Consider the following 13,012-nt stretch of genomic DNA (forward strand, 5'->3'; position numbering starts at 1 on the left):
CGAAGGTACGGCGGGAGGCGGCGCGCATCTCGGCCGCACCCGGCAGCGTCGAGCCCACGCCCTCGCGGCCCAGGAAGTGCTCGAGCAGCACCGATCGCTCGCGCATGTCGGTCAGGACGCCGGCGAAGTCCGTGCTGTGCATGTTGGCGCCGTGGTCGCGGTAGTAGGCCTGGGTGCCGTTGACCCTCCCGACGTCTCCCACCGTCGCGGCCTGGAGCCACAGCAGCATGTCGGCAGCGTGCGGGAACCGGGGGTCGTAGCCGCCGAACCGCTCGATCACCTCGCGCCGCACGATCGCCTCGGGGTTGGTGATCAGGTTGCCGGTGGTGCGGCACGAGCGCTCCACCCATTCCGGGCCCCGCCAGGTGGACCAGGACCGCGCGCGCTGCGGTGCGGGCAGCGGCGGCTCGGCGAAGGTCAGCACCTGGCCGTAGACGAGGCTGACCTCGGGGTGCGCCCCGAACAGGGCCGCGGCCCGGCCCAGCGCGCCGGGGGCCAGCTGGTCGTCGGCCGAGAGCAGCACGACGTAGTCGCCGGTGACCTCCGCGAGCCCGGTGTTGTAGGTGGCGATGTGGCGCTTGTTGACCGGGTTGCGGATCAGGCGGACCTCCGGGTGCTGGGTCGCCAGCCGCTCGGCGACCGCGGCGCTGTCGTCGGTGGAGCAGTCGTCCACCACGATCACCTCGAGGTCCACCCTGGGCTGGGCCAGGACGCTGTGCACGGCGTCGGGGAGGTAGTGGCCGTAGTTGTAGCAGGGGATCACCACCGAGACGAGGGGTCGCCCGGTGACCGCGCGGAGCCGGTGCAGCCTCATCGCGTCCCCGCCGGCTCTCGATCGAGCTCGGCAGCGATCTCTGCGCTGATCATCAAATCCGCCCTCTGACTCTGCGCGAGGCCGGCAGTGCCGACCGCGTGGGCCCCCCGGACCACCTCTTCATCGTCCGTGGGCCTGGCCGCCGTGTCATAGCCCGTCTTCGGTATATCGAGCCTTACGACGAGCCTTACGACGAGCCTCACGACGGAGAGCCGGGCCGCACCACGGTGGGGGACCACGCCTCCTGGATGAAGAGCTCCGGCTCGGCGCCGGGGCGCACCGGGATCGACCACACGTCGTTCACCCCGGGCTGGTCCGCGCGCGGCAACCCGTAGAGCAGGGTCTCGTCGTCGAGCCAGGCGACCTGGTCGTCCACCCCGCGCGGGCCGTCCCCCAGCTCGGTACGGCGGCCGGTCGCCAGGTCCAGCACCGCCAGGCTCCACTGCCGGCCCTCGCCCGGATCGACGTCGACCTTGAAGGCCAACCTGCTGCCGTCGGGGGAGAGCGAGGGGCACTCCCCGTCCGCGGCCACCGAGGTGAGCGTCCGGGTCTCCAGGTCGCCCTCGACGAGCCAGGCCCGCCCCCCGGTGCCGACGGTGGCGTAGAAGCGCCGGTCGTCGCGGAACGTCACCCCCCACACGTTGCGGTCCACGGGCTCGACCTGCTCGCCGTCGAGCACCAGGTCGAACCTCTCCAGGTTGCCCCAGCTCCGCCCGCCGCCGGTCTCGCGGACCACGGTGGCGGTGGAGAAGCCGACGCTCAGGTAGGAGTGGCCGGTGACGAACGAGGTGGTCGCCACCAGGGCGCCGTCGGGGGAGAGCCGGGTGCGGCTGGGGACGCCGGGGAGGGGGTAGGTCTGCTCCACCTGCCAGTCGGCGCCGAGCTCGTGGGCCTCGAACCGGGTGACGACCCCGGGGTGCACCACCAGGCAGGACGCGCCGGACTCCGAGGCCGCCACCCGGTTGCAGGGCACCTCGGTGAAGGCTCGCGGCCCCGTGGGGTCCGCCAGCGGCACCATCGCCACCAGGCCGTAGCGGTTGTCCAGGCCGCTGTGCCGGAACACCACGCGGGGACCGCTGATCGCCTGGGCGCCGGGCACCAGCGCCACCTGCGGGTCCCGGCCCCGGGTCTGCTCGAAGCTCCGGTGCTCCGCCAGCGCGTACCAGGCTGTCGCCGCGGCCACCACGGCGACCAGGAGCACGAAGACGCTCACCCGCAGCCGGGTGCTCACGAGACCACGCGATCGAGGCCGAGCCGGCCCAGCTGGGTGGCGGCGACCAGCACGGCCGCCACCAGCAGGCCGGCGACCAGGAGCAGTGCGGCGCTCGGGCCCAGAGTCAGCCACAGCAGGCCGAAGCCGAACGAGGAGCCCATCCGGGCCAGGGCCACGACCGTCTGGGCGGCGGCGATGCCGCTGCCGCGTGCCCGCAGCGGGACGAGTCGTCCGGCCAACGCCGCGGTGACGCCGTCGGTGGCGGCGTAGAAGGCGCCCAGCAGTGCCAGGGTGCCGAGGGTGGAGACCCAGGTGGAGCCCGGCAGGCAGGCGCACAGGTACGCCGCCGCCAGCACCAGGTGACCGGCCACCAGCACCCGGGCGCGACCCACCCGGTCGGCGAGCCGGCCCACCGGCACCGCCAGCGCCAGGTAGGCGATGTTGGTCCCGACGAAGAGCATGGGGAACCAGCTCGCGGCGAAGCCGCCGCGGTCCAGCAGCGCGAGGTAGAGGAAGCCGTCCCCGACGGTGAGCAGCGCCAGGCCGCCGGACACGAGCAGCAGCGGCCGCAGCCGGGGCTCCGCCAGGTCGGACCAGCGCAGCGGCTCGGGCGCGGGGCCGTCCTCGGGCCGGGGCCGCGCGCGCTGGTCGGGGGCCAGCAGCCCGAGCAGCGCGACCCCGATCACGGCGAACGCCAGGGAGACCACGAGCACCACCGAGAACCCGTCGGGGATCAGCACCAGGATGCCGAAGGCGATCAGCGGACCGAGCGCCGCGCCGATGGTGTCCAGCATCCGGTGCACCCCGAAGGCGCGTCCCAGGTGCTCGGTGGGCGTGGCCGAGGAGATCATCGAGTCCCGCGGCGCGGTGCGGATGCCCTTGCCGACGCGGTCCGCGGCCACCACCGCCGAGACGCTGGCGGCGCCCCCGGCGAACAGCAGGAAGACCCGCGCCACCGCCGAGAGTGCGTAGCCGGCGAAGGCCACCCACTTGGGCCGGTCGGTGCGGTCGGCCAGCCAGCCGCCGCCCAGGCGGACCAGGGCGCTGACCCCCTGGTTGAGGCCGTCGACGAACCCGTAGGCCACCGTCGAGAGCCCCACCACCGCGGTCAGGTAGAGCGGCAGGATGGCACTGACCGACTCCGAGGAGATATCGGTCAGCAGGCTCACCAGGCCGAGGGTCAGGACCACCCGGCCGACCCGTCGAGGCGGCCCTGCCACGGTGGAGTCCGGCTGCCCCCGCGGTGCGGACGCCGGTCGGTCGCGCAGGGTGAGGTACATGGGCCCTCAGCCCGGCCCGGGGGTCGGGGTGGGGCTCTGCTGGGCCGTCGGCTGTTGGGCCCCGGAGCCGCAGCAGCCGGTGCAGAGTGCGAGTGTGATGACCAGCCCGAGCACCGGTGAACTGCCGTGCCGCATGAGTCCCCCTCGTGCCGGCAGCACCGAACCGGGCGCCGCCACCGTGAGTATCACTCGCAGAACGGCCCGTCCGGGTCGCCCAAATTGGGGTATTCGGCTGCTCGCCGTCCCGGCCGTGGCCTCCCCGCCCCGGCGCCGCCGGACCATGAGAGGCTCGGGAGGTGACCACCGAGACGCCGAACCAGATCCCTCCCGCCGCCATCTCCGACGACCACGCCTTCGCGGTGTGGGCCGCCGAGCAGGCCGGCGAGCGCCTGCTCCAGGTCCGTGCCGAGGGATTGGAGGGCCGGGCGCTCAAGGACGCCGGGGACGCCGCGGCGCAGTCGCTGCTGGCGGCGCTGCTCGCCGAGCACCGTCCCGACGACGCGGTGCTGTCGGAGGAGGCGGCCGACGACAAGTCCCGCCTCGACGCGCCCCGGGTGTGGATCATCGACCCCCTTGACGGGACCCGGGAGTTCTCCGAGCCGCCCCGCGACGACTGGGCCGTGCACGTGGCCCTGTGGGAGTCCGGCGAGCTGACCGCCGGGGCCGTGGCCCAGCCGGCGCTGGGGGAGACCTTCAACACCGGCCGCCCCGCGGTGGTGCCGCCCCGGTCCTCGGTACGTCCCCGCATCGCGGTCTCCCGGTCCCGGCCGCCGGCGTTCGTCGCGGCGCTGGCCGCCGAGCTCGACGCCGAGCTGGTGCCGATGGGCTCCGCGGGGGTCAAGGTGATGAGCGTGGTGCGCGACGTCGCCGACGCCTACGTGCACGCGGGCGGGCAGTACGAGTGGGACAACGCCGCCCCGGTCGCCGTGGCCCGCGCCGCGGGCCTGTTCTGCTCCCGGGTGGACGGCTCCGAGCTGGTCTACAACAAGGACGACGTGTCGCTGCCCGACCTCATCGTGTGCCGCCCCGAGCTGGCGGAGTCGATCATCGCCTTCGTGCGGGAGCACGGCACCGACTGACCGCTGAGCCAGTGGCCGGACGACAGCAGCCGCAGCCCCGCTGGTGCGGGACTGCGGCTGCCGGTGAGGTGCGGTGGTGCGATGCGGCTCAGTAGACCTGGAAGAAGTCGGTCCAGGCCGTGTAGTGCTTGTCGCCGGGGACCGAGGCGCTGAACTTGAAGCCGGACTTGTTGGGGGCCTTGACCTTGAAGGTGCCCTTCTTGTTCGTCTTCACCTTGCGCCAGGCGACGTACTTCTTGCCCTTGAGGCGCTTGAGGACGACCTTCTTGCGCTTGTAGTCGGGGCTGACCTTGCCCTTGAGCCAGAGGCCGGGGGTGGTGAACTTGACCTTGCGCTGCACTCCGACGGCCAGGCCGTTGGAGGTGCTGGCCGCGTAGTTGTCCTCGTAGGCCGTGGTGGCGGCGTAGCCGGAGTAGGCCGCCTGGTAGATGGTATTGGTCTTGGGCTTGATGTCCGGGAAGGACACGTACCCGCCGGCGGGGACCGTGGCGAGCGCGACCGGGGCCGCGTCCTTGGTGCTCTGCGCGTAGAGCGTCACGGTGCCCTTGTAGGCGCTGCCGCCGTCCGAGGCGGTCACGCTGCCGGTGATGCTCACCTTCTCGCCGTACACGACGGTGGGCTCCCCGTAGGAGACCTCCAGGGTGGTGGTGGTGGTGAGGTTCTCGGCCGCCTGGGCGGGCTGGGCCACGGCCAGCGGGGCAACGCCGAGGAGGGCGGTGCTGAGGAGGCCGGTGATGAGGCGGGATGTCTTCATGATGAGGAGCGTCTTCCGTTTCGAAGTGATGAGGGGGATGGGGCGTCCGGTGCGCCGCCCCCGAGGGTCGCGCGGGCCCTTCCTACCCCACCTCGGGCACGGGCAAACCAGGTGGGCCTCCCGCTGCCGGCTCGCCCCGTCTGTGGCACCGTGGACGCCCATGACCTCGTACATCTCCCACACGACGATCGACTGCCGCAACGCCTACGAGCTCTCGGAGTGGTGGAAGCCGGTCCTGGGCTACGTGGACATCGAGGGGGACCCCAACGCGCCGGGACACGAGGAGTGCATGATCCGCGACCCGGCGACCGGTCACCAGCTGCTGTTCATCGAGGTCCCGGACCAGGAGCTGCCCGCGAAGCGCATCCACTTCGATCTGCGTCCGCGTGAGCGCGCCCGCGACGAGGAGGTCGAGTGGCTGCTGACTTACGGCGCCACCCAGGTCGCCGACCACCGTGGGAAGTACGGCCCCGGCAGCGGATGGGTCATCTTTGCCGACCCAGAAGGAAATCAGTTCTGCGTCCTGCGCTCGGAGGGGGAGGTGGCCGCGGCCGATACGCCGTGACCTGACGGCCCCTCCGGGCCCCTCGTAGACTGGTCTCACCACCCCCCGTCGTCCCCGACCGGGGGCTGTCGTGTTGTTCGTCGAAAGAAGCGTTGAGAACGTGAGCCCCAGCCTCACCCTGACCACGGTGGCCCAGGCCGTGCTGGCCGACCCCGCCCTCGCCGAGTCCATGGCCGATGCCCGGGACGGCGCCCTGAGCACCCTGGACCTGACCGGCCCGGCGGCGCTGCGCCCCGTCGTGGTCAAGGGCCTGGTCGACGCCGGCCGCGTGGTCCTGGCGGTCACCGCCACCGCTCGCGAGGCCGAGGACCTGGTGGCGGCGCTCGGTGACCTGGTCGACCCAGCCCGGGTCGCCTACTACCCCTCGTGGGAGACGCTGCCGCACGAGCGGCTCAGCCCCCGCAGCGACACCGTCGGTCGCCGGCTGGCCGTGCTCAGGCGGTTGGCGCACCCCGGGGACGACGCCACGAACGGCCCGCTCTCGGTCGTGGTGGCCCCCGTGCGCTCCGTGCTCCAGCCCCAGGTCAAGGGGCTGGCCGACCTGGTGCCGGTCGAGCTGGTCAAGGGGCAGGAGGCGCCCCTGGAGGAGATCGTCCGCGGCCTCTCCGACGCGGCGTACTCCCGGGTGGACCTGGTGGAGCGGCGCGGCGAGTTCGCCGTCCGAGGCGGCATCGTCGACGTCTTCCCGCCCACCGAGGAGCACCCCCTGCGGGTGGAGCTGTGGGGTGACGAGGTCGAGCAGCTGCGCAGCTTCTCCGTCGCCGACCAGCGCACCCTGGAGGAGGTGCCGCGGCTGTGGGCGCCGCCGTGCCGCGAGCTGCTGCTGACCGAGGAGGTGCGCGCCCGCGCCGCGGAGCTGGGCCGGGCGCACCCCCAGCTGCTCGAGCTCACCGACAAGATGGCCGCCGGCATCGCGGTCGAGGGCATGGAGTCCCTGGCCCCGGTCCTGGTCGACGACATGGAGCTGCTCGTCGACCTGATGCCGGCCCAGACCCACGTGCTGGTGCTGGACCCTGAGCGGGTCCGCTCGCGAGCCCACGACCTGGTTGCCACCAGCGAGGAGTTCCTGGGCGCCAGCTGGGCGGCGGCCGCGAGCGGCGGCTCGGCCCCCATCGACCTCAGCGTGGCCTCGTACCACTCGGTCGCTGAGGTCCGCGAGCACACCCTGAGCCAGGGGCGCCCCTGGTGGTCGATGAGCCCCTTCGGCCTGGGCGACAGCGCGGAGCTGGCCGAGCTGGACCTCGACGTCCGCATCGGCGCGGTGGAGTCCCGGACCCTGTCGGCGGCGCCGACGGAGACCTACCGCGGGGACTTCGAGCACTTCCTGCGCGACCTCAAGAACTGGCTGGACCAGAGCTACCAGGTGGTCACCGTGCACGCCGGGCACGGCCCGGCGCAGCGCCTGGTCGAGGTGCTCGCCGAGCACGACGTCGCGGCCCGCCTGGTGGACCGGGACGAGGGGCCCGCAGGGCCCGGCGTCGTCAGCGTCACCTGCGGCACCCTGGAGCACGGCTTCGTCGACGCCGACCGCAAGGTCGCCGTCGTCACCGGCGAGGACCTCACGGGCCAGAAGTCCTCCACCCGCGACATGCGCAAGATGCCGGTGCGCCGCAAGAAGCAGATCGACCCCCTCGAGCTCAAGGCCGGGGACTACGTGGTGCACGAGAAGCACGGCGTGGGGCGCTTCGTGGAGATGAAGCAGCGGGTGGTGCAGGGCGCCACCCGGGAGTACCTGGTCGTCGAGTACGGCGCGACCAAGCGCGGCGCGCCGCCGGACCGGCTCTACGTGCCGGCCGACACCCTGGACCAGGTCACCCGGTACGTCGGTGGCGAGCAGCCGAGCCTGGACCGGCTCGGCGGGGCCGACTGGACCAAGCGCAAGAACAAGGCCCGCAAGGCGGTGCGCGAGATCGCCGGCGAGCTGATCAAGCTGTACGCCGCCCGGCAGGCGACCAAGGGCTACGCCTACGGTCCCGACACTCCCTGGCAGCGCGAGCTCGAGGACGCCTTCCCCTTCCACGAGACCCCCGACCAGCTGACCACTGTCGAGGAGGTCAAGGCCGACATGCGCCGGGTGGTCCCGATGGACCGGCTGGTGTGCGGTGACGTCGGCTACGGCAAGACCGAGATCGCGGTGCGGGCGGCGTTCAAGGCGGTCCAGGACGGCAAGCAGGTCGCGGTCCTGGTGCCGACCACGCTGCTGGTCACCCAGCACCTGAGCACCTTCACCGAGCGGATGAGCAACTTCCCGGTGGTGCTCAAGGGGCTGAGCCGGTTCCAGACCGACAAGGAGGCCCGCGAGGTGATCGCCGGCCTGGCGGACGGCACCGTCGACATCGTCGTCGGCACCCACCGCCTGCTCAGCCCCGAGATCAGGTTCAAGGACCTGGGGCTGATCGTGGTCGACGAGGAGCAGCGCTTCGGTGTCGAGCACAAGGAGAAGATGAAGCAGATGCGCACCAGCGTCGACGTGCTGTCGATGAGCGCGACGCCGATCCCGCGCACCCTGGAGATGGCCGTCACCGGGATCCGGGAGATGTCCACCATCACCACGCCGCCCGAGGAGCGCCACCCGGTGCTGACCTACGTCGGGGCCTACGAGGACCGCCAGGTCGTCGCGGCGGTACGCCGGGAGCTGCTGCGCGAGGGCCAGGTCTTCTTCATCCACAACCGGGTGCAGTCCATCGAGAAGCAGGCGGCCCGGATCCGTGAGCTCGTGCCGGAGGCCCGGGTGGCCACCGCGCACGGCCAGATGGGGGAGCACCAGCTCGAGCAGGTGATGCTCGACTTCTGGGAGAAGCGCTTCGACGTGCTGGTGTGCACCACGATCGTGGAGTCCGGCCTGGACGTCTCCAACGCCAACACCATGATCATCGAGCGCGCCGACACCCTCGGGCTCAGCCAGCTGCACCAGCTGCGCGGACGCGTCGGCCGCTCCCGGGAGCGGGCCTACGCCTACTTCCTCTACCCCTCGGAGAAGCCGCTGACCGAGACCGCCCACGAGCGGCTGGCCACCCTGGCCCAGCACTCCGACCTGGGTGGCGGCATGGCGATCGCGATGAAGGACCTGGAGATCCGCGGCGCCGGCAACCTGCTCGGTGGCGAGCAGTCCGGGCACATCGCCGACGTCGGCTTCGACCTCTACGTGCGCCTGGTCGGCGAGGCGGTCGCCGAGTTCCGCGGCGAGGAGAGCGAGGAGACCGACGAGGTCCGCATCGAGCTCCCCGTCGACGCCCACCTGCCGCACGACTACGTGCCCAGCGAGCGGCTGCGGCTGGAGATGTATAAGCGGCTCTCGGAGGTGCGCAACGACGCCGACGTCGACGAGATCCGCGAGGAGCTGGTGGACCGCTACGGCCCGCCGCCGGAGGTCGCCGAGACGCTGCTGGCGGTCGCCCGGTTCCGGGCGCGGGCCCGCGCCGCCAAGCTCACCGAGATCGGGGTGATGGGCAAGAACGTGCGTTTCGCGCCGGTGAGCCTGCCCGACTCGCGCGTGGTGCGCCTGAACCGTCTCTACCCCAAGGCCAAGGTCCACAGCCAGGCCGACTCCATGCTGGTGCCGCGACCGCTCGGGTCGGCGACGGGCTCCGGGATCGCCCTGCTTGAATGGGCCCGCGGAGTGATCGACCAGATCATCGACCCACCCTCCGCATCGCCAGCACCGCCAGCCAAGGAGAACTTGTGAGCCCGTCCCGCTTCGGCCGTCCAGCGATCCTCGCGGCGGCAGCCGCCGTCCTGCTCTCGGGATGCGGCGAGACCACCTTCGGCGGCGTCGCCGCCCAGGTGGGCAACGAGCAGATCTCCATGTCGCAGGTCGACGGCGCCGCCGACGCGCTGTGCCAGGCGGAGGAGCAGGCGCTGCGCGACAACGGCCAGGTGGTGCCCATGCGCCAGGTGCGACGCCTGGTGGCCTCGCTGCTGGTGGACGCGGCCACGGCCCGCCAGGTGGCCGAGGAGTACGACGTCACGCCCGGCCCCGAGGTCGAGAGCGAGGCGGCACGGGTGGAGTCGACCACGCCGGACCTGACCGAGGACGAGCGCCAGGACTTCGTCGAGGCCGCCACCGCCCAGCTGCTCAAGCAGTCGGTCGCCACCCGCGCCGGCGAGGCGGCGCTGGCGGAGGAGGGGGTCACCGACCCCACACCGGAGGAGGCGGCCGCGCGCGGCGCCGAGATCTTCGCGGCCTGGTCGGCGGAGCACGACGTGGACCTGGACCCGCGCTTCGGGCTGGCGGTGACCGACGGCCAGTTCCAGATCGCCGACACCGACCTCTCGGTCCCGGTCTCGGACCCGGCCACCGCCGCTGCCGACGACGCCGACACCGAGCACCCGAAGTCGCTGCCCGAGAGCCAGCGCTGCGGCTGAGGTGGACGACCCGGTGCGTGGTGACGAGGCCCTGCTGGAGTTCGCGGGGCTGATGCGCCGACTGCGGGTCGAGTGCCCGTGGAAGGCGGCCCAGACACACCGGTCGCTGTCGCGCCACCTGCTGGAGGAGGCCTACGAGACGCTGGAGGCCATCGACTCCGGCGACGAGAGCGGCGACTGGACCCACCTGCGCGAGGAGCTGGGGGACCTGCTGCTGCAGGTCTACTTCCACGCCGTGGTGGCCGAGCAGAGCGGGGCGTTCACCCTCGGCGACGTGGCCGGCGACATCGCGGCCAAGATGGTGCGACGCAACCCGCACGTCTTCGCCGACGCCGGGGCCGGGACGGAAGACCTGGACCCGGCCGCGGTCAACGAGCTCTGGGAGGCCGCCAAGGCGACGGAGAAGCGCCGGGACACCGTCACCGACGGCATCCCCGCCGCGCTGCCGGCGCTGCTGTACGCCGACAAGGTGCTCGACCGGCTGGAGCGGGCCGGGACGCCCGTCGCGCCGCCGGAGCCGGAGGACGGGATCGGCGAGGCACTGCTGGCGGTGGTGGCCCGGGCCCGCGCCGAGGGCGTGGACCCGGAGCAGGCCCTGCGCGACGCCGTACGTCGTCGGCTGCCCTGAGCGGCACCGGCCTCAGGGCCGGCTGTGCTCCGGCAGCGTGAGGATCTCCACCCCGTCCTCGGTGACGGCGATGGTGTGCTCGCTGTGCGCGGTGCGGGAGCCCGTCGCGCTGCGCAGCGTCCAGCCGTCGGCGTCGGTGACCAGCTCGGCGGTGTCGGCCATCACCCACGGCTCCAGCGCCAGCAGCAGGCCGGGACGCAGCTTGTAGCCGCGACCGGGCCGTCCGGTGTTCGCGATGTGCGGGTCCTGGTGCATCGTGGAGCCGACTCCGTGGCCGCCGAACTCGGTGTTCACCTGGTAGCCAGCCTCGCTCAGCACCGTGCCGATGGCGTGCGAGAGGTCCCCGACGCGGGCCCCGGGGCCGGCCACGGCGATCCCGGCCGCCAGCGCCCGCTCGGTCGCCTCGATCATCGCCAGGTCCTCGGCCGACTGGGTCTCGCCCACCACGAAGCTGATGGCGGAGTCGGCGACGACCCCGCCCAGGGAGACAGCCAGGTCCAGGGAGAGCAGGTCCCCCTCGGCCAGGGCGTAGTCGTGGGGGAGCCCGTGCAGCACGGCGTCGTTGACCGAGGTGCAGATGTAGTGGCCGAAGGGGCCGCGCCCGAAGGACGGCGCGTAGTCGACGTAGCAGGAGACCGCGCCCGCCTCGAGGATCATCGCCTTGGCCCACCGGTCGATGTCGAGCAGGTTGGTGCCAGGCGTGCTGCGGCCCTTCAGCGTCGCCAGGACGTCGGCCACCAGGGCGCCGGTCCTCCGGGCCTGCGGCAGTCGGGTCGGGCTGAGGATCTCGATCATCGGGGCGCCTTCCTGGGGACCACAAACTATCCCACGCATCCTGTCCGGTGACCGCCGCCGAGCAGCAGGCAGGGGTCTCGCCCGAGGGGTCAGCCACTGACCTCGTCCGGCGCGGCGCCGCAGGCGGCGTTAGGCTGACGGACCATTCCGCACCCAGACCCAGGAGTCACCTTGGCATCGATCGAAGCTGTCGGCGCACGCGAGATCCTCGACTCGCGAGGCAACCCCACCGTCGAGGTCGAGGTCCTCCTCGAGGACGGCTCCTTCGCGCGGGCGGCCGTGCCCTCGGGCGCCTCCACCGGCGCCTTCGAGGCCATGGAGCTGCGCGACGGCACCAAGCGGTACGGCGGCAAGGGCGTCGCCAAGGCGGTCAACGTCGTGATCGAGACCATCGCGCCCGCCGTCACCGGCCTGGAGGCCGACGACCAGCGCCTGGTCGACCAGGCGATGCTCGACCTGGACGGCACGCCCAACAAGTCCAAGCTGGGCGCCAACGCGATCCTGGGCGTCTCCCTGGCGGTGGCGCGGGCCGGCGCCGAGTCCGCCGGCCTGCCGCTCTTCCGCTACGTCGGCGGCCCCAACGCCCACGTGCTCCCGGTGCCGATGATGAACATCCTCAACGGCGGCGCGCACGCCGACACCAACGTGGACATCCAGGAGTTCATGGTCGCCCCGATCGGCGCCCCCACCTTCGGCGAGGCGCTGCAGCAGGGCACCGAGGTCTACCACGCACTCAAGTCGGTGCTGAAGAAGAAGGGCCTGGCCACCGGCGTGGGCGACGAGGGCGGGTTCGCCCCCGAGCTGCCGTCCAACCGCGACGCGCTGGACCTGATCGCGGACGCGGTCAAGCTGACCGGGCTCACCCTGGGTCGCGACATCGTGCTCGCCCTGGACGTCGCGGCCACGGAGTTCCACGAGAAGAAGAAGTACGCCTTCGAGGGCCAGCAGAAGTCGTCGGAGGAGATGATCGCCTACTACGCCGACCTGGTGGCCAACTACCCGATCGTCTCCATCGAGGACCCCCTCGACGAGGAGGACTGGGACGGCTGGAAGGCGATCACCGACGCCCTGGGCAGCAAGGTCCAGCTGGTGGGCGACGACCTGTTCGTCACCAACGTGGAGCGGCTGCAGCGCGGCATCACCGGCGGGCAGGCCAATGCGCTGCTGGTCAAGGTCAACCAGATCGGCTCGCTGACCGAGACCCTGGACTCGGTCGACCTGGCGCACCGCAGCGGCATGCGCTGCATGATGAGCCACCGCTCCGGCGAGACCGAGGACACCACGATCGCCGACCTCGCGGTCGCGACCAACTGCGGCCAGATCAAGACCGGCGCCCCGGCGCGGTCGGAGCGCGTGGCCAAGTACAACCAGCTGCTTCGCATCGAGGACACCCTCGACGACGCGGCGCGCTACGCCGGTGCGGGCGCGTTCCCGCGATTCCGCGCCTGAGCGGGAGACACTGGACGCCTGATGGCGCAACGACGTACCCCCCGGACCACGCCCGGGGGCACCCGGCGAC

At 72.4% G+C, this 13,012-nt stretch carries 11 protein-coding genes; 6 read left to right on the top strand and 5 right to left on the bottom strand.

The annotated features are described in order from the left end of the window. The 3 genes from C5H89_RS15610 to C5H89_RS15625 all read right to left on the bottom strand — a co-directional run. A partial coding sequence (locus tag C5H89_RS15610) for a glycosyltransferase (protein ID WP_104107900.1) occupies positions 1-814 on the bottom strand: 814 nt, incomplete at its 3' end. A 199-nt stretch (positions 815-1,013) separates the two neighbouring features. Further along, positions 1,014-2,045: a hypothetical protein gene (locus tag C5H89_RS15620; RefSeq protein WP_104107902.1), complete on the bottom strand. Its 1,032-nt coding sequence runs from the start codon at positions 2,043-2,045 to the stop codon at positions 1,014-1,016. Then, positions 2,042-3,307: an MFS transporter gene (locus C5H89_RS15625; RefSeq protein WP_104107903.1), complete on the bottom strand. Its 1,266-nt coding sequence runs from the start codon at positions 3,305-3,307 to the stop codon at positions 2,042-2,044. The genes C5H89_RS15620 and C5H89_RS15625 overlap by 4 nt, the downstream gene beginning before the upstream one ends. Positions 3,308-3,603: 296 nt before the next feature. Between C5H89_RS15625 and C5H89_RS15630 the strand changes: the two genes are divergently transcribed. Beyond that, positions 3,604-4,386, top strand: a complete 783-nt coding sequence (locus C5H89_RS15630; protein WP_240181898.1) for a 3'(2'),5'-bisphosphate nucleotidase CysQ — start codon at positions 3,604-3,606, stop codon at positions 4,384-4,386. Positions 4,387-4,474: 88 nt separating this feature from the next. Here C5H89_RS15630 and C5H89_RS15635 read toward each other — a convergent pair whose 3' ends face one another. Continuing rightward, on the bottom strand, positions 4,475-5,140 hold the full coding sequence (locus C5H89_RS15635) for an Ig-like domain-containing protein (protein ID WP_104107904.1): 666 nt from the start codon (positions 5,138-5,140) through the stop codon (positions 4,475-4,477). 160 nt (positions 5,141-5,300) lie between these two features. On the opposite strand from C5H89_RS15635, the gene C5H89_RS15640 reads away from it, so the two are divergent. From C5H89_RS15640 to C5H89_RS15655, 4 genes are all read left to right on the top strand, one after another. Further along, complete coding sequence (locus C5H89_RS15640; RefSeq protein WP_104107905.1) at positions 5,301-5,705, top strand: VOC family protein; 405 nt, start codon at positions 5,301-5,303, stop codon at positions 5,703-5,705. A gap of 169 nt (positions 5,706-5,874) precedes the next feature. Continuing rightward, a complete protein-coding gene (gene mfd, locus C5H89_RS15645) occupies positions 5,875-9,390 on the top strand; it encodes a transcription-repair coupling factor (RefSeq protein WP_104107997.1) in 3,516 nt (1,171 codons plus the stop codon). Beyond that, a complete protein-coding gene (locus C5H89_RS15650) occupies positions 9,387-10,070 on the top strand; it encodes a hypothetical protein (RefSeq protein WP_104107906.1) in 684 nt (227 codons plus the stop codon). Before mfd ends, C5H89_RS15650 begins: the two co-directional genes overlap by 4 nt. A 13-nt stretch (positions 10,071-10,083) precedes the next feature. Then, on the top strand, positions 10,084-10,698 hold the full coding sequence (locus C5H89_RS15655; RefSeq protein WP_240181899.1) for a MazG family protein: 615 nt from the start codon (positions 10,084-10,086) through the stop codon (positions 10,696-10,698). Positions 10,699-10,710: 12 nt separating this feature from the next. On the opposite strand, the gene map is transcribed toward C5H89_RS15655, so the two are convergent. Further along, the gene (gene map, locus C5H89_RS15660; protein ID WP_104107907.1) at positions 10,711-11,493 is read right to left on the bottom strand and encodes a type I methionyl aminopeptidase; all 783 of its coding nucleotides are present in this window, start codon (positions 11,491-11,493) and stop codon (positions 10,711-10,713) included. Positions 11,494-11,664: 171 nt separating this feature from the next. On the opposite strand from map, the gene eno reads away from it, so the two are divergent. Continuing rightward, the gene (gene eno / locus C5H89_RS15665) at positions 11,665-12,942 is read left to right on the top strand and encodes a phosphopyruvate hydratase (RefSeq protein WP_104107908.1); all 1,278 of its coding nucleotides are present in this window, start codon (positions 11,665-11,667) and stop codon (positions 12,940-12,942) included. Positions 12,943-13,012 lie beyond the last annotated feature (70 nt).

The organism is Nocardioides sp. 616, from assembly GCF_002930065.1.
GTDB lineage: Bacteria > Actinomycetota > Actinomycetes > Propionibacteriales > Nocardioidaceae > Nocardioides > Nocardioides houyundeii.

Coding starts and splice junctions, on each gene's coding strand:
- C5H89_RS15625 (WP_104107903.1), bottom strand. CDS start 3,307: ATGTACCTCACCCTGCGCGACCGACCGGCGTCCGCACCGCGGGGGCAG.
- C5H89_RS15635 (WP_104107904.1), bottom strand. CDS start 5,140: ATGAAGACATCCCGCCTCATCACCGGCCTCCTCAGCACCGCCCTCCTC.
- C5H89_RS15640 (WP_104107905.1), top strand. CDS start 5,301: ATGACCTCGTACATCTCCCACACGACGATCGACTGCCGCAACGCCTAC.
- mfd (WP_104107997.1), top strand. CDS start 5,875: ATGGCCGATGCCCGGGACGGCGCCCTGAGCACCCTGGACCTGACCGGC.
- map (WP_104107907.1), bottom strand. CDS start 11,493: ATGATCGAGATCCTCAGCCCGACCCGACTGCCGCAGGCCCGGAGGACC.